The sequence below is a fragment of the Flavobacterium panici genome (assembly GCF_024499525.1).
In the GTDB taxonomy this organism is placed as follows: domain Bacteria; phylum Bacteroidota; class Bacteroidia; order Flavobacteriales; family Flavobacteriaceae; genus Flavobacterium; species Flavobacterium panici.
The window spans coordinates 99,112-120,319 of record NZ_CP100437.1 but is presented as its reverse complement, the minus strand read 5'-3'; the positions used below and the strand labels follow the sequence as shown (position 1 = coordinate 120,319).

The following is a 21,208-nucleotide window of genomic DNA, read 5'->3' as shown; positions in this document are numbered from 1 at the left end:
TTAATTTAATTCCAAAACCATGAAAGAAGTACAAATTCCTCAAACCCTGATTACACTTGCAGTTGGAGCAGCAATTTGGTTTATTCCTGCGCCAAACGGAGTTGTGCCCGAAGCCTGGCATTTGTTTGCCATATTTGTAGCGACCATTTTAGGAATTATTCTAAAAGCCGCCCCAATGGGAACCATGTGTATCGTTGCCATTGCCTTAACCGCTTTTACACAGGTTTTAGCACCGGGCGATCCGGGAAAATCAATTACGCTGGCATTAAAAGGATTTGGAGATAAAGTAATCTGGCTTATTGGAATTTCATTTTTTATAGCACGCGGATTTATAAAAACAGGATTAGGAAACCGAATTGCTTTTCTGTTTATTCGGTTATTCGGAAAAAGCTCGCTTGGATTAGCGTACGGTTTGGGTCTTGCCGATTTGGTTTTGGCACCAGCCGTACCAAGTAATACCGCTCGCGGCGGAGGAATTATTTATCCCATCATGAAATCAATGGCAATGAGTTTTGGTTCAATGCCCGAAGAACCTGAAACACATCGAAAACTAGGTTCGTATTTAACATTGAATTGTTATAATATGAATTTAATAGCATCCTCAATGTTTCTTACGGGAACAGCCAGTAACCCAATGTGCCAGAAGTTTGCGCTTAATCTCGGCATAAAAATAACCTGGATGTCGTGGGCTGCAGCTGCAATCGTACCGGGATTGTGTGCCTTTTTTGTGATTCCGTTTGTGCTGTATAAAATATATCCGCCGGAACTTAAAAAAACCGGAGACGCACCGCAAATAGCATCTCAAAAATTAAAAGAAATGGGCCCAATCACCAGAAACGAATGGATGATGCTGCTGACTTTCTTTATCTTATTATTTCTTTGGATGACAGGCGATTTATTTTCTATTGATGCCACAACAACCGCCTTTATTGGATTGGTAATTTTATTGCTTACTTCCGTTTTGACCTGGGACGATGTAAAAGCCGAAAAAGGAGCGTGGGATACCATCGTATGGTTTTCGGTATTAGTAATGATGGCAAGTTCGCTAAACGAATTAGGATTTATTAGCTGGTTTAGTAATTTGATAAAAGCAGAAATTGGCGGACTAAGCTGGCAGATGGCTTTTCCTATCATTATATTAGTATACTTTTTCAGCCATTATCTCTTTGCAAGTGCAACGGCGCACGTGGCGGCAATGTATGCAGCGCTTTTAGGAGTTGGGGTTTCACTGGGAATTCCGGGATTGCTTCTTGCTTTTATGCTTGGTTTTGTGGGATCAATTTACGGAACGTTAACGCATTACGGACATGGTCCGGCTCCCGTTTTCTTTGGGAGCGGATATGTCGATTTAAAAAGCTGGTGGGTCAAAGGTTTAATAACCGGACTTATAATGCTTTTTATTTATATGGCAATTGGCGGATTATGGCTTTGGGTAATTGGTGATTTTTAAATCCTGATTCCCGGAGGCAATAAATCTTTGTATTTTGGATTTTTTTTGAAAAAGGCCGCAATTTTTGGGTGAATGGGCACAACTCTGAATTTTTTCTCTGTACTTAATTCTAAAATGCTTTTAAGTAAATTGTCGAGTACAGGCTGGTTTTCAAAATTTTCCGGCGTATTGATTTTGGTTAAAAAAATCTTTTTTTCCTGAAAAGAATACTCAACGCTTAGTAATCCTTCAGGGACCACGGTTTCAAATTGTCTTGCAAAAGTGTTGTCTTTGATTTCCATAGTTTCGGTAGGTTCCATATTTGTCATGTTTTGGGGTAGGTTAAAAAATATTAGAAAAAGAACGAAAAATATAGTCAGCTAAAATCTTTTTAAAAGATCTTTAGCAGTGAATGATTTGGAATGCAAAGGTAATCATTTGATTCTCAATATGAAATTATTTTTTGAGGATCAGGTTCATTGCAAAATCGTTTATTTTTACAACTCAATTTGTTTTAATATGCAATTATGGTGTACGATTTGCTGTAGTTATTATTAAAAAAAGTAAATTTAGCTTGAAATTAAGAGCTGTAGTTGTAATTCCATTTTAAACAAATGAGCAAAATTCCTGTATATTTTATGCCCGGTCTGGCGGCTAGCCCTGCTATATTTGAAAGAATCAAATTAGACGAAACTGTTTTTGAAACCTGTTTATTAGAATGGGAAATACCGCATCCAAAAGAAGCCTTATCTGATTATGCACTCCGAATTTCAAAAAATATCAAGCATGAAAACCCTGTGTTAATTGGCGTTTCTTTTGGAGGAATTTTAGTGCAGGAAATTGCAAAACATGTTCAGGCAAGAAAAGTAATCATTATTTCGAGTGTAAGAAGTAATCTCGAATTTCCAAGAAGAATGAAAATAGGCAAGACTACAAAAGCCTATAAATTGATTCCTATGAAGCTGATTTTGAATATCGAAAGTCTGGCGAAATACTCTTTTGGAGAAAAAATCAACAAACGAATTAAATTATACGAGAAGTTTTTAGCCGTTCGGGATCTTAATTATTTACAATGGGCTGTAGAATCTGTCATTTTATGGAACAGAAACCAGGTCGACGAAAATGTGATTCATATTCACGGCGATCAGGACGAAGTTTTTCCTATAAAATATATCAACAGCTGTATAGTAGTAAAAGGCGGAACCCATATTATGATTCTCAATAAATACAAATGGCTCAATGAAAATTTGCCTTCTATTATATTAGAGGAGTGAATTAATAATTAAAAATTGTTTTGTCACCCTGAGCGATCCCGTCCCGAAGCATCGGGATCGGGAGAAGGGCGCAAAGTAACTCCGCAATACAACTCAGACCCGACAGGTTTTTAAAGCCTGTCGGGTCTCTTTGCGTTAAAGCTATGCGGTTATATAATCTTCACCCCAATCTTGTCATCCCGAGGAACGAGGGATCTGCGTAAGAAACTCCACAAACTAAATCGCCAATCTTTGTCGAGCCACTTGCGCAGATTTCTCCCTACGGTCGAAATGACAAACGATGTGGTTATATAATCTTCACCCCAATCTTGTCATCTCGACGAAGGAGAGATCTCCGCAAGAAACTCCACAAACTAAATCGCCAAACTTTGTCGAGCCACTTGCGCAGATTTCTCCCTACGGTCGAAATGACAAACGGTGTGGTTATACAATTTGCCGCACAATCTTGTCATCCCGAGGAACGATGGATCTGCGCAAGTAACTCCGTAAAGTATATCGCCAATCTTTGTAGAGTTACTTGCGCAGATTTCTCCCTACGGTCGAAATGACAAACGGCACGGTTAATTTTCTTTAGCCCTGTCACCCTGAGCGAAGTCGAAGGGCGCAAAGTAACTCCGCAAAGAAATTCGACAATAATCTTCACCCCAATCTTGTCATCTCGACGAAGGAGAGATCTCCGCAAGAAGCTCCATAAAGCATATCGCCAATCTTTGTCGATCAGCGAGTGCGATCCTTCGTTCCTCCTTTAGATTTGTTTTTTGAATTTTTAAGTAAATTTATGATTGAGAAAGGAAGCAAAAGTGAACTATTCGTTCCTCCGAGTTTGTGGCTCATATCTTGATTAAGACTTTAGCTTCCTTTTCATCAAAGACTCAGATAGAAATTTGGGCTAGAGACCCGTTATCAAGGAGTTGAGCTTATGATGAATTTCTCAAATCATTTGTTGAATCGTAAAAGCAAAGTTATGAAAAACATTATTATTGGCATTGATATCAGCAGTAAGACTTTAGATATCTGTATTAAAGAACAATCATTAAATTACTATTCTATTGAGAATAACGTTCAGGCTATAAAGCGTTTTTTTAAAAGATATTCAAATGAAAATGTAATTGTAGCCATGGAAAATACGGGCAGATATAATTGGAATTTGTTTGAAGCATTGGAAAAATTCAACTTTAAAGTTTATGTGATATCGGCTCTGCATATAAAAAAAAGTATAGGTCTTGTCAGAGGTAAAAATGATAAAATTGATGCGCTTCGTATTTGTAATTTCATTGAAAAAAATTATAAGGAAAGCAGAGAATGGAAGCCAAGTTCCTGTTCTATTAAAAAGATTAAAATACTATTGACAGAAAGAGCTTTAAGAATAAAAATCAAAAAACAGCTAGTGGTTCAACAGCATGATTACAAATTAATGAAGGATATTGGGTTGGATAAAGAACTAAAAAGCCTAAATATCAAACTTATTAAGAACATTGAAGGACAAATTAAGATTATAGAAAATGATATTGAAAATATTATCCGAAGCGATGAAACTCTTAATCACCAGCAGAAATTGATAAAATCTGTTCCTGGAGTGGGTCAGGTTTTATCTTGGACATTATTATCAAAAACAGAAGGATTTACAATTATAACCGATCCAAGAAAAATGGCATGCTATAGTGGAGTTGTACCTTTTGATTTTCAATCCGGAACATCATTAAAAAGAAGGCCTGGAGTATCAATGCTTGCTGATAAAAATTTAAAAACTATTCTGCATCTGGCCGCAATGAGCGCTGTTCGATTAGACAATGATTTAAGAAAATACTACATCAGTAAAGTTGATGAAGGAAAGAATAAAATGAGCGTTTTAAACGCTGTGAGAAACAAAATAATACATCGGGTTTTTGCGGTAATAAAAAACCAAATCCATTATCAAAAAGATTTGGTTTTATCATAGAAATCAGGATGACAAACGGTGCTCTTGTCATCCTGACGGAGGAAGGATCACACAAGAAACTCCGCAAAGTAATTCAACAAAGCATATCGCCAATCTTTGTCGATCATCGAGTGCGATCCTTCGTTCCTCAGGATGACAAATGGTACTCTTGTCATCCTGACGGAGGAAGGATCACACAAGAAACTCCGCAAAGTAATTCCGCAAAGCATATCGCCAATCTTTGCCGATCAGCGAGTGCGATCCTTCGTTCCTCCTTTAGATTTGTTTTTTAAAATTTAAGTAGATTTATGATTGAGAAAGGAAGCAAAAGTAAACTATTCGTTCCTCTGAGTTTGTGGCTCATATCTTGATTAAGACTTTGGCTTCCCTTTCATCAAAGACTCAGATAGAAATTTGGGCTAGTGACCCGTTATTAAGGAGTTGAGCTTATGATGAATTTCTCAAATCATTGTTGAATCGTAAAAGCAAAGTTATGAAAAACATTATTATTGGCATTGATATCAGCAGCAAGACTTTAGATATTTGTGTAAAAGAAGAATCATTAAATTACTTTTCTATTGAGAATAACGTTCCGGCTATAAAGCGCTTTTTTAAAAAATATTCAGATGAGAATGTAATTTTAGCAATGGAAAATACAGGCAGATACAATTGGAATCTTTTTGAAGTATTGGAAAAATTCAACTTTAAAGTTTATGTAATATCGGCTCTGCATATCAAGAAAAGTATAGGTCTTGTCAGAGGTAAAAATGATAAAATTGATGCCCTGCGAATTTGTAGTTTTATTGAGAAAAATTATCAAGAAAATAGAGAATGGAAACCAAGTTCGTGCTCCATTAAAAAAATAAAAATACTATTGACCGAAAGAGCTTTAAGAATAAAAATCAAAAAGCAGCTTATGGTTCAGCAGCATGATTACAAATTAATGAAAGGCATTGGATTGGACAAAGAGCTAAAAAGTCTAAATGTAAAACTCATTAAAAATATTGAGGGACAAATTAAGGTTATTGAAAATGATATTGAAGAAGTAATCCATAATGATGAAAACCTAAGCTATCAGCAGAAACTGATAAAATCTGTTCCTGGAGTAGGTCAGGTTTTATCATGGACATTAATATCAAAAACAGAAGGTTTTACAGTGATAACTGATCCTAGAAAAATGGCATGTTACAGCGGAGTTGTACCTTTCGATTTTCAATCTGGAACCTCATTAAAAAGAAGACCTGGAGTGTCAATGCTTGCCGATAAAAACCTGAAAACTATTCTGCATCTGGCCGCAATGAGCGCTGTTCGATTAGACAATGATTTAAGAAAATACTACATCAGAAAAGTTGATGAAGGAAAGAATAAAATGAGCGTTTTAAACGCTGTGAGAAACAAAATAATACATCGGGTTTTTGCGGTAATAAAAAACCAAACCTTTTATGAAAAAGATTTGGTTTTATCATAGAAATCAGGATGACAAACTGTGCGGTTACACAATCTTCACCTAATCTTGTCATCCCGAGGAACGAGGGATCTGCGCAAGTAACTCCGCAAACTAAATCGCCAATCTTTGCCGATCAGCGAGTGCGATCCTTCGTTCCTCAGGATGACAAAAAAATGCGCATAAAGCATATCGCTAATCTTTGTCGAGCTTCTTGCGCAGATTTCTCGTTCCTCGAAATGACAAACTGTGTGGTTAACACTGGTGTTCAGGATGACAAACTGTATCTGATATTTTTACAAGGAGCAAAAAATCTAAAATCTAAACTCAGAAATCTAAAATAAAAAAATCCCAAACTCTTTTTGGAATTTGGGATTTAAAATATTGGAATTTAAAAATCGTTAGATTTTCTTCATTTGTTCTTTCATCATCGAGATTTGCTCTTTCAGCATTCCTTGTTTGTCTAATTTTTTAGCTTCGGCTAATAAATTAGTTGCTTCCAGTTTTCTGCGGCGTGACATTGCTACTCCGGCAAGGTTTAATTTAGCTACAGCAAGATCCATATCCATTGATAGTCCAAGCTCGATCGCTTTTTTGAAATGTTTCTCAGCCTGAATTAAATTAGTCTGCGAAAGCATGATACCGTGAAGGTAATTAAAATATCCTTGTTGTTTTCTTACTAAAGCAGTTTCCGGATTTTTGATGTATGCTAACCATTTTTTAGCGCCTTCGAAGTCTTGTTTTCTTAATTTAAGAAAGGCTAAAAGGATAAATTCATTTTTAAAATAAAGAAAAATAGGAATTGCAGACAATAATATAAGGAAGATACCATTACCGGTTTCTTTATCTACAATTTGCCAAACGCCAGCTATTATAAGAAGTCCGGCCAAAATAAGTTTGATAATTTTATTAAACATAATTCATGTAAATTTGTGATTGCAAATATAGTAAAATGAATTAAAAATATTTTTATAAAACTACTTGCCAGAAAAAAAAGTCTTTGTATATTTGCACTCGGTTTTTGAGCAACGGAATTCAAAAACAGAAAAACAGATAATAGACACCATTTTAAAGATACAAAGCAATGAGCAAAAGAACATTTCAACCATCGAAAAGAAAAAGAAGAAATAAGCACGGATTTATGGACAGAATGGCTTCTGCGAATGGAAGAAAAGTTCTAGCGCGTAGAAGAGCAAAAGGAAGACATAAATTGACTGTTTCTAGCGAACCTAGACACAAAAAATAATGTTTGTATAAACATACATAAGGCGATTACTTTTTTAGTATCGCCTTTTTTTATACCTTGTCGGTAAAAATTTTCTCAACATTCTAGTTTTTAGTACACTAAGAATGTTTTTTAAAATACTTTTATATAACTACACAATACATACAAAATGCCTAAAGACACATCAATTAAATCAGTTTTAATAATAGGTTCGGGACCTATTGTTATTGGTCAAGCTTGCGAATTCGATTATGCAGGATCTCAATCTGCACGTTCGATTCGTGAAGAGGGAATTGAAGTTATCTTAATTAACTCCAATCCAGCGACAATTATGACCGACCCATCTATGGCCGATCATATTTATTTGAAACCATTAACTACTAAATCGATTATTGAAATTCTGAAGGAACACCCGCAAATTGATGCAGTTTTGCCAACAATGGGAGGGCAGACCGCTTTGAACTTGTGTCTGGAAGCTGAAGAAAAAGGAATCTGGCAGGATTTCGGAGTAAGATTAATAGGAGTTGATGTAAATGCGATTAATATTACCGAAGACAGAGAGCAGTTTAAACAGCTTTTAGAAAGAATAAATGTACCAACTGCACCTGCAAAAACGGCTACTTCATATTTAGAAGGAAAAGAAATTGCACAGGAATTTGGTTTCCCGCTTGTAATTCGTCCATCGTTTACACTTGGTGGAACAGGAGCAGCGGTAGTTTACAAAAAAGAAGATTTTGATGAGCTTTTAACCCGCGGACTCGAAGCATCCCCAATTCACGAAGTTTTAATTGATAAAGCTTTAATGGGATGGAAAGAGTACGAGTTAGAGCTTTTAAGAGATAAAAATGATAATGTTGTAATTATCTGTTCTATCGAAAATATGGACCCAATGGGAATCCACACCGGAGATTCGATTACCGTTGCGCCGGCAATGACATTATCAGATACCACTTTCCAAAAATTACGTGACTACGCAATTTTAATGATGAGAAGTATCGGAAATTTTGCTGGAGGATGTAACGTACAATTTGCAGTTTCGCCAGATGATAAAGAAGATATCGTAGCGATCGAGATTAACCCTCGTGTATCTCGTTCTTCTGCATTAGCATCAAAAGCAACAGGTTATCCAATTGCAAAAATTGCTTCTAAACTGGCTTTAGGATATAACTTAGATGAATTACAAAACCAAATTACAAAATCGACTTCGGCTCTTTTTGAACCAACTTTAGATTATGTAATCGTAAAAATACCACGTTGGAACTTCGATAAATTTGAAGGATCAGACAGAACTTTAGGTCTTCAGATGAAATCTGTAGGTGAAGTTATGGGAATTGGACGTTCTTTTCAGGAAGCGCTGCACAAAGCAACCCAATCTTTAGAAATTAAAAGAAATGGTTTAGGAGCTGACGGAAAAGGATATAAAGATTACGAACAAATCATCGAAAAGCTTACGTATGCAAGCTGGGACAGAGTTTTTGTAATTTATGATGCCATTGCAATGGGAATTCCGTTGAGCCGTATCCATGAAATTACAAGAATCGACATGTGGTTCTTAAAACAATACGAAGAACTTTATGTTTTAGAGAAAGAAATTTCAAACTATAAAGTTTCAAACCTTCCTAAAGAATTATTACTTGAAGCCAAACAAAAAGGTTTCGCCGACAGACAATTAGCTCACATGATGAACTGTCTGGAAAGTGAAGTGCATTCTTTACGTATGGAGAAAAACATCAACCGTGTGTTTAAACTGGTTGATACGTGTGCGGCTGAGTTTAAAGCAAAAACACCTTATTACTACTCCACTTTTGAAGCAGAAATCGAAAAAGCAAACGGAGAGCGTTTTGTGGATAATGAGAGTATCGTAACAGATAAAAAGAAAGTTATCGTTTTAGGTTCCGGACCAAACAGAATCGGGCAGGGAATTGAGTTCGATTATTCTTGTGTACACGGAGTTTTGGCAGCAAAAGAATGTGGTTACGAAACAATCATGATTAACTGTAATCCTGAAACAGTTTCGACAGATTTTGATACGGCTGATAAACTATACTTCGAACCAGTTTTCTGGGAGCATATTTATGATATTATTCAGCACGAAAAACCAGAAGGTGTAATCGTTCAGCTTGGTGGTCAAACGGCTCTTAAATTAGCTGATAAATTATCTAAATACGGTGTAAAAATCATCGGAACTAGTTTTGATGCACTTGACTTAGCAGAAGACAGAGGAAGATTCTCAGATTTATTGACAGAATTACATATTCCTTTCCCAAGATTCGGAATCGCTGAAACGGCAGACGAAGCTTCAAAATTAGCGGATAGTTTAGATTTCCCGCTGTTAATTCGTCCTTCTTATGTATTAGGAGGTCAGGGAATGAAAATTGTAATCAACAAAAAAGAGCTTGAAGAGCACGTTATCGATTTGTTGAAAACAATTCCAGGAAACAAATTACTTTTAGATCACTACTTAGCCGGAGCAATTGAAGCTGAAGCGGATGCGATTTGTGATGCTGACGGAAATGTATACATCATAGGAATTATGGAGCATATCGAACCTTGCGGAGTTCACTCTGGGGATAGTAATGCAACATTGCCTCCTTTTAACTTAGGAGAATTCGTAATGCAGCAAATTAAAGATCATACGCATAAAATTGCAAGAGCTTTAAAAACAGTTGGTTTGATCAATATTCAGTTTGCGATAAAAGATGATACGGTTTATATTATCGAAGCAAACCCAAGAGCTTCAAGAACGGTTCCGTTTATTGCAAAAGCTTACGGAGAGCCTTATGTAAACTACGCTACTAAAGTAATGTTAGGTCATAGTAAAGTAACTGACTTTGATTTTAATCCGCAATTAAAAGGATACGCAATCAAACAACCGGTTTTCTCTTTCAGCAAATTCCCGAACGTAAACAAAGCTTTAGGGCCAGAAATGAAATCAACAGGAGAAAGTATCTTGTTTATTGATGACTTAAAAGACGATCAATTCTACGAATTGTACTCTAGAAGAAAAATGTATTTGAGTAAATAAGCTCAAATTTTATTATAACAAAAAAGCTCCAATGAAAATTGGAGCTTTTTTATTTTACTTTGCGCATAAGACGCACTGCTGTGCGTCTCTACGATATGCTTTTGCGGTTATTTGTCAAAGAAAATATTCATTCCAATTTTCTGTAGAGACACACAGCAGTGCGTCTACGCCCAGTATTAAAGCTCCGTTATTTACTTTGCGCATAAGACGCACTGCTGTGCGTCTCTACGATATACTTTGTGGTTATTTGTTTGTCGAATAAAATATATATTCATCCCAATTTTCTGTAGAGACGCACAGCAGTGCGTCTACGTCCAATATTCAAGCCCCGTTATTTACTTTGCGAATAAGACGCACTGCTGTGCGTCTCTACGATATGCTTTGTGGTTATTTGTTGAATAAAATATATATTCATCCCAATTTTCCGTAGAGACGCACAGCAGTGCGTCTACGCTCAGTATTCACGATAGGATTAAAATAAAAAAAGCTCCCATTAAAGGAGCTTTTTTTATATGTAAATATATCAGAATTATTTCTCTGGTACATCATATCTGTAGCTAAAAGTACCATCAGTTACTTTTGTTGTAACAGGATTAGCAGCGCTAATTGGTTCATTATCATCATCTACACAATTAAATGAAAATGTTCCGGTTACTTTTTTAGCAGTTAAGTCAATCGCTGTAATTGATACTGAACCATTAACAGGATATTGGCTTTTTCCTTTAGTGTTAAATGAGATTTCAACTTGTGTTTTAGAGGCGTCAAAAGTGTTTTTTGTTATAGGATATGTTCCAACTTTTAGATCGCTTCTTTTAATGTAAAGTCTAATTTCATCTACAAAATTTTTGTTTCTTCCTTGTAAAAGAATATATTCTTCTGCAGGATACATATCAAATAATGTTTTTGTAGCATAATCTGATCCAAACGGATTTTGCATTTCCCACAATGTACCGTCAACTTTTGCTGTCATTGCAAATTTTGATGTTTCCGGATCTTCAGGGTTTTCGTTGTCATCGCTTGAACAGCTGTTTAATGCTAAAAGTAAAAATAGAAATAAGATTTTTGGTGTTTTCATTATTGGTATTTGTTATATTAAGAAGTAAATGTAAATGAATTTATTTTAACATTTAATTTGTAAGATTAGAAAAAATGTATATTATACATTAAAAAAGTTCCAATGAAAATTGGAGCTTTTTGTTTTTTTAGTTTGCGCATAAGACGCACTGCTGTGCGCCTCTACAATATGCTTTGTCTATATATTTTGTGAGATTGATGATCGAAAAATTTATATAATTCCATCCCAATTTTTTGTAGAGACGCACAGCAGTGCGTCTACGTCCAATATTCACGTTTGCTGTTCTTTGCGCATAAGACGCACTGCTGTGCGCCTCTACGATATGCTTTGTGGTTATTTTTTGTCGAAGAAATATTCATTTCCAATTTTGTGTAGAGGTGCACAACAGTACGACTACGTCCAATATTCACGTTTGTTATACTTTGCGCATAAGACGCACTGCTGTGCGTCTCTACGATATGCTTTGTGGTTATTTTTTGTCGAAGAAATATTCATTTCCAATTTTCTGTAGAGGCGCACAGCAGTGCGTCTACGTCCAGTATTCACGTTTGCTATACTTTGCGCATAAGACGCACTGCTGTGCGTCTCTACGATATGCATTGTGTTATCTGCTGGTTGAAAAAATATAATTCACCCAATTTTCCGTAGAGACGCACAGCAGTGCGTCTACGTCTAGTATTTACGTTTGTTATACTTTGCGCATAAGACGCACTGCTGTGCGTCTCTACGATATGCTTTGTGGTTATTTTTTGTCGAAGAAATATTCATTTCCAATTTTCTGTAGAGGCGCACAGCAGTGCGTCTACGTCCAATATTCACGTTTGCTATACTTTGCGCATAAGACGCACTGCTGTGCGCCTCTACAATATGCTTTGTGGTTATTTTTTGTCGAAGAAATATTCATTTCCAATTTTCTGTAGAGGCGCACAGCAGTGCGTCTACGTCCAGTATTCACGTTTGCTATACTTTGCACATAAGACGCACTGCTGTGCGTCTCTACGATATGCATTGTGTTATCTGCTGGTTGAAAAAAAAATATAATTCACCCCAATTTTCCGTAGAGACGCACTGCAGTGCGTCTACTTTGCGCATAAGACGCACTGCTGTGCGTCTCTACGATATGCTTTGTGGTTATTTTTTGTCGAAGAAATATTCATTTCCAATTTTCTGTAGAGACGCACTGCAGTGCGTCTACGCCCAGTATTTACAATATGATTATAAATAAAAAAAAGCTCCCATCTAAGGAGCTTTTTTCGATTAAAAGTAAGATGTTTTTATTTAACCAATTGCTGTAAAGGTTTCAATTGTTCCATGTCTATTTTTGATTCTTTCAAAACAGACATTAAAGTCATAATGCTGTTCGGGTTCATATTGTTCCCTAACACACGAACAACGGCAAAACCATTTTCTTTTCTGTTTGCAAAAACTATGAATTCTTTGATGTTGTCATCAGAGCCGACATAACTAATTGATGCGCCGTCTTTACCGGAACCAACTTTCATTAATTCCTGATATTTTGGGTCTTTTAATATGGCCTTTACCTTATTTCGTTCTGCTTCAAATTGCACCTGATTTTTATCATTTGCTTTAAAAGCTAATATGTTCATTTTGTCGAATGAATTTATGGCTTCTTTTTGCTCTGCAGACAATTTAGTATTGTCGAGATTTAAAATAGAAGGCGAAACATCGAGTGCAATAAAGTCTTTTTTGTCTGTATTTTCGACAAAATACTTTTGCAGTGAAGGCTCAGAATTACAACTTACAAAAGTTAGTAATGCTAAAATGGCTGTGGTGAAAACGTTGATTTTCATGATTATCTTTTGCTTTTAGAAGCTTTTTTCAAGTCAGTTCCGCCCGGAAGCTGCATTTTGTCTGTAAGTACTGAGATTTCATTTAAATCGAAATTACCTGTAAGTGACAATAAAACAGATTCTTCGCTTTTTGCCCCGTCAACAAACATTAGTAATTCTTTAATTTGAGTATCTGTAGTGCCAGATTTTACCATTATCCTAACATTTTTACCGCTGTCGTTGATACGCATAAGTTCTTCTAAACCAGCAGATTTTATGTATTTATCTGCAGAAGCTTTCATATCTGCTTCAACTTTAGGATTTTTTGTGGTAAACACTTTTAAGTAGTCTAATTTTTTGATCAGGTTAATGTATTGCTGTGTTTCTTTATCAGAAGCATCAACTTTTACCTTACTCATTAAATCAAACATTTTTTTGTTTACAATTACTGATGTTACATCGTCCTGACCGTCATATTTGTCAAAGGCACTTTGAGCATAAAAAGCTTGTGTAACGAATGCGAAAACTAGAGTTATGATGAAATTTTTACTCATGCTTTTTATATTGTTTTTTCTGTATTCGTGAATCGTTGATTTCATGTTTATTTTTTATTTAATTACTGTTTAAAAATTTTGTTTTTTGATTGTTCATATTCGCCAATGTATTGTACACTTTCAATACCTACATTAACATTGTTCGACAATAGGGCCAAAGCTTTTTGCGTTGCTGCAAGGGCTTCTTCCGGATCGTCGTAGGTTCCTAATTCTGACTGAGCTACAACCGGAGTTGTTTTTTCGCCTGCAAAATAATAGGTTCCAATTCCTAGTAAAACAACAACCGAAGCTGCAATTGATAACCACGCCACATTTCGTTTTTTAGTTTTTAGTGGGATCTCCTGCGTTGATTTTTGTTGTTTTACCTGAGAGAAATAACCAAAAATGGGTCTGTACTGCTCCAAATGCTGCGCAACATCTGATGAAGAAAAATAATCTTTTAATTGATTTTCTTCGGCAATAGTAGTTTCTCCCTGAAAGTATTTTTCTAATATATTTTCTATTTTACCTAATTCCATAACTGTGTGCATTTACCATTGATTCTCTTATTTTTTTTCTTGCTCTCGAAAGCGCCACCCGAATTGCGGTTTCGTTCATATTAACGATTTTTGCAATTTCTTCAAATTCATATTGTTCAACATCCCGTAACTGAATTAATATTTGAAGCTGTTCCGGCAGCTGATTTATAATTTTTCCAACCCATTCTAAACTATCAGCATCCTCTAATTTCCGGTCTAACTGCGGCTCGCGATCTGTAAAATTATTATGGACAATCTGGAGGTTTCCGGCTCTTTTAGATTTTAACTGATCTAAGCAATAATTTTTTGTCATGGTCATGGCCAGTGCTTCAACATTATTGTAAGTGTCCAGATTCTCTTTTTTATTCCACAATTTTACCATTACTTCCTGAGTAGCGTCTTCGGCTTCCTCGGTACTGGTAAGCAATCGTTTTGCCAGACGAAAAACTTTGTCTTTAAAAGGATTAACTAATTCTATAAACACATTCTGGTTCATAAATTAAAAGGTTATTCGTTAGCTTATATAGTCAAGACGAGCCACAATTATTTTTGTTACAGCAATAATGTAAAATTTTTTTAGGTAAAAAGAATACTACTTAAAACTAAAGGTAGTATTTTTACGTTAATAGAATACCAAGACACCGAAACCTAATTTCTATGAAACCAATTTTAAAGGCAATACTATTTTTGTTTGTACTAACATTTGCTTTGCAATCTTGTGAAGATGAGGATGATGTTAGAGCTCCTGCGGAGTTACAGGTAAACGATTTTATATGGAGAGGATTAAATACCTACTATTTATGGCAGGCTGATGTACCTAATTTAGCCGATGACCGCTTTGGTACAAAAAGTGAATTAAATTCTTTTTTATCTGGATATTCGCATCCAGAAGACTTATTTCAGGATTTATTAAACAAACCGGTAAGCAAATATCCAAGTAATGCTATTGATCGTTTTAGCTGGATTGTAGAAGATTATACCGTTTTAGAACAAGAACTTAACGGAATCACTAAAAATAATGGTGTTGATTTTAAACTAACCAGAGTTGCCGAAGGATCTAATGATTTAGTAGGTTATGTTCGTTATATTATCCCAAACTCTGATGCTTCTGGTAAAGATATCAAAAGAGGGGATTTATTCACAGCTGTAAACGGAACTAAACTGACAGTTTCAAATTACCAGTCATTATTATTAGGACCTGATACTTATACTCTAAATTTTGCCAGTTATAATGGCTCTTCTTTTGTTTTGAATGGAAAATCACTTTCTTTAACTAAAACCACTTTAGAAGAAAACCCAATTTTAATTCATAAAGTAATTACTTCCGGCAGTCACAAAATTGGTTATTTAATGTATAACGGTTTTTATCAGGACTATGATTCTCAATTAAATGAAGCATTTGGTGAATTAAAAGCGCAAGGTGTTACAGATTTAGTTTTAGATTTAAGATATAACGGAGGTGGTTCTGTACGTACTTCAACACGTTTGGCAAGTATGATTACGGGACAGTTTGACGGTGAAATATTTTCGAAAAGACAATATAATTTTAAATTAATGGCTGGTTTGAATGCTGAAGCATTAGAAGACTTGAATGAAAGATTTGTAAGTAATATTGATGGTGCTGCGGTAAATGGTTTAAATTTGGCTACGGTTTATATTTTAACAACTTCAAATACGGCGTCTGCAAGTGAATTGGTCATAAACGGATTAAAACCTTATATAAATGTAATTCAAATTGGTGAAACAACTATTGGTAAAAATGTAGGTTCAAGAACACTTTATGATTCTCCAAGTTTAGTAACTAAAAGTAATATAAATCTAAATCATAAATATGCAATGCAGCCTTTACTCTTTAAAATTTCTAATGCTGCAGATTTTGGAGATTATACAGGAGGATTGGTTCCAACTTATGTTCAGTATGAATACATTAATAATTATGGTGTTTTAGGTGATCCTTCAGAACCATTATTGAATTTAGCAATTTCTAAAATTACTGGTTCTGCTGCTAAGAAAATCCAAACAGATCATAACGCAGTTTTGCCATACATAAGCGATTCTAAAAAAATCAACGGACTACGAAACGAAATGTATCTGTAATGCTCTAAAAGGGTTTTAAAAATAGAATAGAAATAAAAAAAAGGCTTTCAGAAATGAAAGCCTTTTTTTACCAAAAACAAATAAAAACTAATTCTAAAGTAAATTAATCATTAAAGTAAAAACCGTTTGGCCCCACTCCAACAGTTAATTCTTTTTGTAAACTTCCAGTTAAGCTGTAAATGTATGCTTTACTATCAGCCTTATAATCACCGCTGTCAGCTATGTAAATACGGTTGTTGTTAACTGCAAATCCATATAAATTACCCAAATTAGCTGTTACTATTGCAGTTGTAGAAGCTTCGGTTGCAGTTGTAGCAATAGTATAAACTGAATTGCCTACTGTATAATAAATTTTATTCTCATAAATATCTAAAAATACAGCTCCGTCTAATGATTCTGGGAATGTAATTTTAGCAACAGATTTGTCTGCTAATTTTACTTTTACAATTTCGCTTCTGTCTCCATAAGGACCTCTTAAAATATATAAGGTTCCGTTATCTTCTTCAATAGAATCTGCGCCTGAACCAATTACTACAGGAGTTTCCAATGCTTTAGTTGCAATATTTACCACTAATAATTTATCATTATTGTAAGGTTCAGTAATATATAATTTACCATTTTCTTCTACAAGCCTGTTAGCTGTTGCGTTTAGGTTGATTTTAGACTCGTATGTATTTGTAGCTAAATTGATTACAGCAACATAGTCATCAGTATTTCCGTTTGGATTACTTGCTGAAAAATAAGTATTAGCATTAGTTACATAAGCTTTACCATCTTTTACAACACCATATCTTGGGTTTGCAAGTCCAGTATCGATTTTAGCAATCAATTTAAAGGTGTATTTGTTTACCACATTTATAACATTTGAGCCACCTGCAATAATATAAGCTCTGTCTCCGTCAAAAAAGATATTTTGAGCATATTTTCCAAGCAAATCTGATCCATTTGCAGCAGTGTAAGCATCTTTTTCAAAAACGTTGAAATCATTGCTTGAAAAAGAAACACTTCCTTGTCCTGCGCTTCCTTCGTTTAAAATAAGGAATCCGTTTTTATATTCTACCTGGTCATTATCGTCATCACTCGAACAAGAAACGAATAACGAGACGCTAAACGCCATTAAAAGTAATTTACTAAGTTTCATAATTATTAAAATTTTAGAGTTAAATACATATTGAAATTTCGACCCGGCATTGGTCTGTCTTCCAGACTTTCATAATTTTTATTGAAAACGTTTAAAACCTGAAAACCAAGTTTGAAAGAGTCTAAGAATTTAAAATCATAATCGATTCCAACATTTGAAATGTTGTAATCGTTTATAATTTCGTCCGGATTATTATCGGCTCTTGTGTACACAAAACCGTTGTATAAAAATTGGTAATAAGCAGAAATTCTGTTTCGTGAATAAGCAACAGAAGCCGTTACTTTATTGTAAGGAACAAAGAAAAGCTGTTTTTTAGTGGCTTCATCTTTTGAAGCGGTATAAGCATAAGAAGCATTTGCACTGAAGTTATTTTTACCGAATTGTTTTTTCCAGCTCAATAAAGTTTCAGCACCGTAACTATTAACGTTGTCTTTATTTATAGGACTCCAAATACCGTTTTTGCCCGGAACCCATTGCAGTAAATCTTTAATTTTCATGTAGTAGAAATTCTGCGTAAGCGAAATATTTTTGAAAGTAAACACGTTTCCAATTTCTGCCTGATACGAACTTTCTGGTTTTAAATCCGGGTTTCCGCCTTCGTCCCAATACAAATCATTATAAGTCGGAATTCTGAAGTTTCTAGATACATTCAGTTTGAAATTGTACAATTTGCTAAACTGATACGAAGATCCTAAAGAGAATAAAACCGGAGATTTGTAATTATCTGTAAACTCTTTTCGAACACCAAGTTCGTTTTTCCAGGCTTCAGAGAAATCTTGTTTGACCAATATTCCTGCTGAGCTGATTTCGCGAACGTGATCGCCAAAACTGCTTCCGTAACCTTTAGTTCTGTTATAATCTAATATTCCGTTTATTTGGGTTGATTTGAATAAAGTATAACCTAAGTCAACTTTTGTAATTAAACTTTCGGTCTTTCCGTAAGTGTAAATATTGCTCGAATTATCAGCAAAATATTGATAGTTTTCAAAGATATAGGCGGTTTTAAAATTGGTTTTAAATTTTCCAAAATCACCGTCGTATTCTAATAAACTTCGATTGAAACCATTTACATATTTGCTTTTTGTTTCCGTTTCTACAACTAAAGAAGTATTTCTGTCTGTATTTGAAAACTGACTGTAAAACTTTAAGGTGTTTTTTGAGTCGATTTTATAACCTGCATTAGCGCTCATAGTTATAATATCATACTGTCCGTTTTGGTTCCAGCGCTGTTCGCCTCGCCAGGTGTAACGGTTTAAATACTTGTAATCGTTTGTGGAGCTGTTTTTAGAAAAACCAATTTGCGCGCTCCATTTTTCGTTAGAAATATTCGTTTTATAATTTATTCCAATAGTATTAAAACTTCCGTAATCGAGTTTTAAATTATTCTCAAACCGATTATAAAATGCCAGATCGTTGTTTAAATGCACGGTTCCGCCAATGGCACCGCTTCCGTAAATAACACTTCCGCCGCCGGCTTTTACACTAATCGAATTATAATCAGAACCCGAAATTGTGTTGAAATCGGTGCTTCCGTTCATTTGCGAATTAATGTTAATTCCGTTCCAGATTACAGCTGTTTGAGAAGAGGTAGTTCCACGAAAAGAAACCGTAGAAAGCATTCCTCGTCCGTATTCTTTAAAATAAATTGTAGAATTGAAATTTAAAAGATCAGTTAGTAAAGCTTCATTTTTATTGATAATCGAATCGTTAAGCTTTAAAACGGATTGGGAATTGGAGTATTTTTTCAGATTAGCATCAGAAACTACAACTTCTTTTAACTTAATAGAATCGCTCTGCGCCGAAATCAATTGGCACAACATTACAAGTAAAAAAGCAAAACGTATTCTTAAAGTCATAATTTCTACACTCTTTTTCCCGAGAGCTCGATATTTGTTACAAAGGCAGGTCTCCTGGCTTGCGTCTTGTTGTTTACCTTCCCATTCGCCGGGGCGAGCAGTGGTTTTGTAGTTTACAACAAGCATTCTTTTTAGAACTAAGCTTACAGTTGCGGGAACAGCTCAAGATTTTACTTGATTCCCTTTTAATGTGTTTTATAAAAACACAACCTTAATTTGCTGCAAAGATAAAGTTAAAATTATTGAATATTCAAATTTGTTTTACTATTTCAATTAAATTCTAAACAAAACTAAATTAAAATGTAATTTTTATGACTTGTCCAAAATCGACTTTATTTTGAAAAGCCTCCTTTAATGGCAGTGAAGTCTGATGACATAATACGCTTCTGATAATTCCGGCATGCGCTACAATAATGATAGGCTGCTGGGTTTTCTGCGAAATTTGTTCTTCTAAAAAATTACCAACTCTTTGATGTAATTCCACAAATGATTCACCATTTAAAACTTGAATGTTTACAAAATCTTCCATCCATGGATTTAATTGTTCCGGCGGAATTTCGTTCCAGTTTTTGAGTTCCCACTCGCCAAAATTCATTTCTTTCAAACGATCGTCTTCCTGATAAGAAATCGTTTTTATATTTTGCTGAATGTGTTTTGCTAAAATAGAACAGCGTTTTAACGGACTTGAAAAAATAATAGCTTCAGTAGGTAATTCTGAAACAATTCGGTTAAAAATTTCATCAAAAGGTTCTGCAATATTTACATCAGATTGTCCGTAACAAATTCCTTTTTCGCAGATGGTTTCGGTGTGGCGAACTAAATAAATTTCCATATAAAAAGAATACTTAAATAATAAATTACTTCGCACACTTGCTGCGTTGCGCCAAGACAATCTCCCGTATAGCCGTCAATCCATTTTTGGAAATATCTTGCGAGAAAATATCTGGTTATAAAAACAGGAATTAAAACTAAGAGAACTTTATAATTGAAATAGGAGAGTGCCAATAACGGAATTAATCCAAAGAAAAAAGATCCGAAAACTTCTTTCCAACTATGTTGTTTAGCTATTGGTTTGCTTTTGCTCGAAGCGTCATCACGAGAATATTGATGCGTAAAAATAATGCTGATTGCCGCCAAACGACTTAAAGAATGTGCCGAAATAAATAAAAGGTAAATCAGTAAAATGTTATTAGTGAAAAGTAAAATAGATTCTGAAAGCAATTTGAATTTCGCCAGAAAAAGTAAAACCAATCCAATTGCGCCATAAGCACCAATCGCGCTGTCTTTCATAATCATCAGGATTTTTTCTTTGGTCCAGCCGCCGCCAAATCCATCGCAGACATCTGCAAATCCATCTTCATGAAATGCTCCGGTTGTTAAAACTGAGATTATAATAGCAAAAATTACAGCTGTTTCTGTTGAAAGAAAAAGAGAGAAAATATAAAAAGCCAAAAATGAAATTGTTCCAACAATCCAGCCAATAAAAGGAAAATATCTTGTTGCTTTATTTAAATAATCCGGATCGTGAGTAATGTTTTTTGGACATGGAATTCTGGTGTAGAACATTAAGCAGGTGAAGAAAATGTGTAGTTCTTTTTTCATTTAGATTGTGGTATTTGGCTAAAGCCCTTTTTGAGAGGCAATTATTTTTATACCAACATCTAAAGATGTTGGCAATTGATTTTTATATTATTTTATTAATAGTTCATTCTTTCAGATTTAATAAGTAATCAAAAATAAAAAAAGTTTAATTGCCTCCAGATTTATCTGGATGTTTGAGGAATGTTATGTCTAAAAGGCTTTAGCCAAATATCATTAAGATATTTTAAAATAAAAATTCTTTACAAATTTATTTGGCTAAA

General features: G+C 34.7%; 18 protein-coding genes and 1 riboswitch. Of the genes, 7 read left to right on the top strand and 11 right to left on the bottom strand.

Annotation, left to right across the window (positions count from 1 at the left end; translation table 11 throughout):
- Positions 1-19 precede the first annotated feature (19 nt).
- The gene (locus NLJ00_RS00580; RefSeq protein WP_256635895.1) at positions 20-1,450 is read left to right on the top strand and encodes an anion permease; all 1,431 of its coding nucleotides are present in this window, start codon (positions 20-22) and stop codon (positions 1,448-1,450) included.
- Here NLJ00_RS00580 and NLJ00_RS00575 read toward each other — a convergent pair.
- Entirely contained in the window at positions 1,447-1,758 is a 312-nt protein-coding gene (locus tag NLJ00_RS00575) for a GNAT family N-acetyltransferase (RefSeq protein WP_234984747.1), read from the bottom strand. The genes NLJ00_RS00580 and NLJ00_RS00575 overlap by 4 nt on opposite strands.
- A 285-nt stretch (positions 1,759-2,043) precedes the next feature.
- On the opposite strand from NLJ00_RS00575, the gene NLJ00_RS00570 reads away from it, so the two are divergent.
- The 3 genes from NLJ00_RS00570 to NLJ00_RS00560 all read left to right on the top strand — a co-directional run bounded on the left by NLJ00_RS00570 (position 2,044) and on the right by NLJ00_RS00560 (position 6,089).
- Entirely contained in the window at positions 2,044-2,703 is a 660-nt protein-coding gene (locus NLJ00_RS00570; RefSeq protein WP_256635894.1) for an alpha/beta hydrolase, read from the top strand.
- Positions 2,704-3,667: 964 nt separating this feature from the next.
- Positions 3,668-4,642, top strand: a complete 975-nt coding sequence (locus NLJ00_RS00565; RefSeq protein ID WP_256635893.1) for an IS110 family RNA-guided transposase — start codon at positions 3,668-3,670, stop codon at positions 4,640-4,642.
- Between the two features lie 472 nt (positions 4,643-5,114).
- Positions 5,115-6,089, top strand: a complete 975-nt coding sequence (locus tag NLJ00_RS00560; protein ID WP_256635548.1) for an IS110 family RNA-guided transposase — start codon at positions 5,115-5,117, stop codon at positions 6,087-6,089.
- 377 nt (positions 6,090-6,466) lie between these two features.
- On the opposite strand, the gene NLJ00_RS00555 is transcribed toward NLJ00_RS00560, so the two are convergent.
- Positions 6,467-6,982: a hypothetical protein gene (locus NLJ00_RS00555; RefSeq protein WP_053474518.1), complete on the bottom strand. Its 516-nt coding sequence runs from the start codon at positions 6,980-6,982 to the stop codon at positions 6,467-6,469.
- 167 nt (positions 6,983-7,149) lie between these two features.
- Between NLJ00_RS00555 and rpmH the strand changes: the two genes are divergently transcribed.
- Together rpmH and carB are read left to right on the top strand one after the other, a co-directional pair.
- Positions 7,150-7,311 carry a 50S ribosomal protein L34 gene (gene rpmH / locus NLJ00_RS00550; protein ID WP_008464848.1) on the top strand — a complete coding sequence of 54 codons (162 nt, stop codon included), beginning with the start codon at positions 7,150-7,152 and terminating at the stop codon, positions 7,309-7,311.
- Positions 7,312-7,459: 148 nt separating this feature from the next.
- Positions 7,460-10,315, top strand: a complete 2,856-nt coding sequence (gene carB, locus NLJ00_RS00545) for a carbamoyl-phosphate synthase large subunit (RefSeq protein WP_053474519.1) — start codon at positions 7,460-7,462, stop codon at positions 10,313-10,315.
- A gap of 529 nt (positions 10,316-10,844) precedes the next feature.
- Here the strand turns inward: carB and NLJ00_RS00540 are convergent.
- From NLJ00_RS00540 to NLJ00_RS00520, 5 genes are all read right to left on the bottom strand, one after another.
- On the bottom strand, positions 10,845-11,390 hold the full coding sequence (locus NLJ00_RS00540; RefSeq protein WP_256635892.1) for a DUF6252 family protein: 546 nt from the start codon (positions 11,388-11,390) through the stop codon (positions 10,845-10,847).
- Positions 11,391-12,664: 1,274 nt separating this feature from the next.
- On the bottom strand, positions 12,665-13,201 hold the full coding sequence (locus NLJ00_RS00535; RefSeq protein WP_053474322.1) for a DUF4252 domain-containing protein: 537 nt from the start codon (positions 13,199-13,201) through the stop codon (positions 12,665-12,667).
- A 2-nt stretch (positions 13,202-13,203) separates the two neighbouring features.
- On the bottom strand, positions 13,204-13,779 hold the full coding sequence (locus NLJ00_RS00530; RefSeq protein WP_408611602.1) for a DUF4252 domain-containing protein: 576 nt from the start codon (positions 13,777-13,779) through the stop codon (positions 13,204-13,206).
- 17 nt (positions 13,780-13,796) lie between these two features.
- On the bottom strand, positions 13,797-14,252 hold the full coding sequence (locus tag NLJ00_RS00525; protein ID WP_256635891.1) for a hypothetical protein: 456 nt from the start codon (positions 14,250-14,252) through the stop codon (positions 13,797-13,799).
- Complete coding sequence (locus NLJ00_RS00520; protein WP_053474321.1) at positions 14,239-14,748, bottom strand: RNA polymerase sigma factor; 510 nt, start codon at positions 14,746-14,748, stop codon at positions 14,239-14,241. Before NLJ00_RS00520 ends, NLJ00_RS00525 begins: the two co-directional genes overlap by 14 nt.
- A 161-nt stretch (positions 14,749-14,909) precedes the next feature.
- Between NLJ00_RS00520 and NLJ00_RS00515 the strand changes: the two genes are divergently transcribed.
- On the top strand, positions 14,910-16,349 hold the full coding sequence (locus NLJ00_RS00515; protein WP_256635890.1) for a S41 family peptidase: 1,440 nt from the start codon (positions 14,910-14,912) through the stop codon (positions 16,347-16,349).
- 103 nt (positions 16,350-16,452) lie between these two features.
- Here NLJ00_RS00515 and NLJ00_RS00510 read toward each other — a convergent pair whose 3' ends face one another.
- The 4 genes from NLJ00_RS00510 to NLJ00_RS00495 form a co-directional block, all read right to left on the bottom strand.
- Positions 16,453-17,490: a YncE family protein gene (locus NLJ00_RS00510; protein ID WP_256635889.1), complete on the bottom strand. Its 1,038-nt coding sequence runs from the start codon at positions 17,488-17,490 to the stop codon at positions 16,453-16,455.
- Between the two features lie 5 nt (positions 17,491-17,495).
- Entirely contained in the window at positions 17,496-19,346 is a 1,851-nt protein-coding gene (locus tag NLJ00_RS00505; protein ID WP_256635888.1) for a TonB-dependent receptor plug domain-containing protein, read from the bottom strand.
- A gap of 27 nt (positions 19,347-19,373) precedes the next feature.
- A riboswitch (cobalamin riboswitch) is annotated at positions 19,374-19,575 on the bottom strand.
- A 66-nt stretch (positions 19,576-19,641) separates the two neighbouring features.
- Positions 19,642-20,178 (bottom strand): alpha-ribazole phosphatase, encoded by a 537-nt coding sequence (gene cobC, locus NLJ00_RS00500; RefSeq protein WP_256635887.1) that lies wholly within the window; start codon positions 20,176-20,178, stop codon positions 19,642-19,644.
- A complete protein-coding gene (locus NLJ00_RS00495) occupies positions 20,163-20,948 on the bottom strand; it encodes an adenosylcobinamide-GDP ribazoletransferase (protein WP_256635886.1) in 786 nt (261 codons plus the stop codon). Before NLJ00_RS00495 ends, cobC begins: the two co-directional genes overlap by 16 nt.
- Positions 20,949-21,208 lie beyond the last annotated feature (260 nt).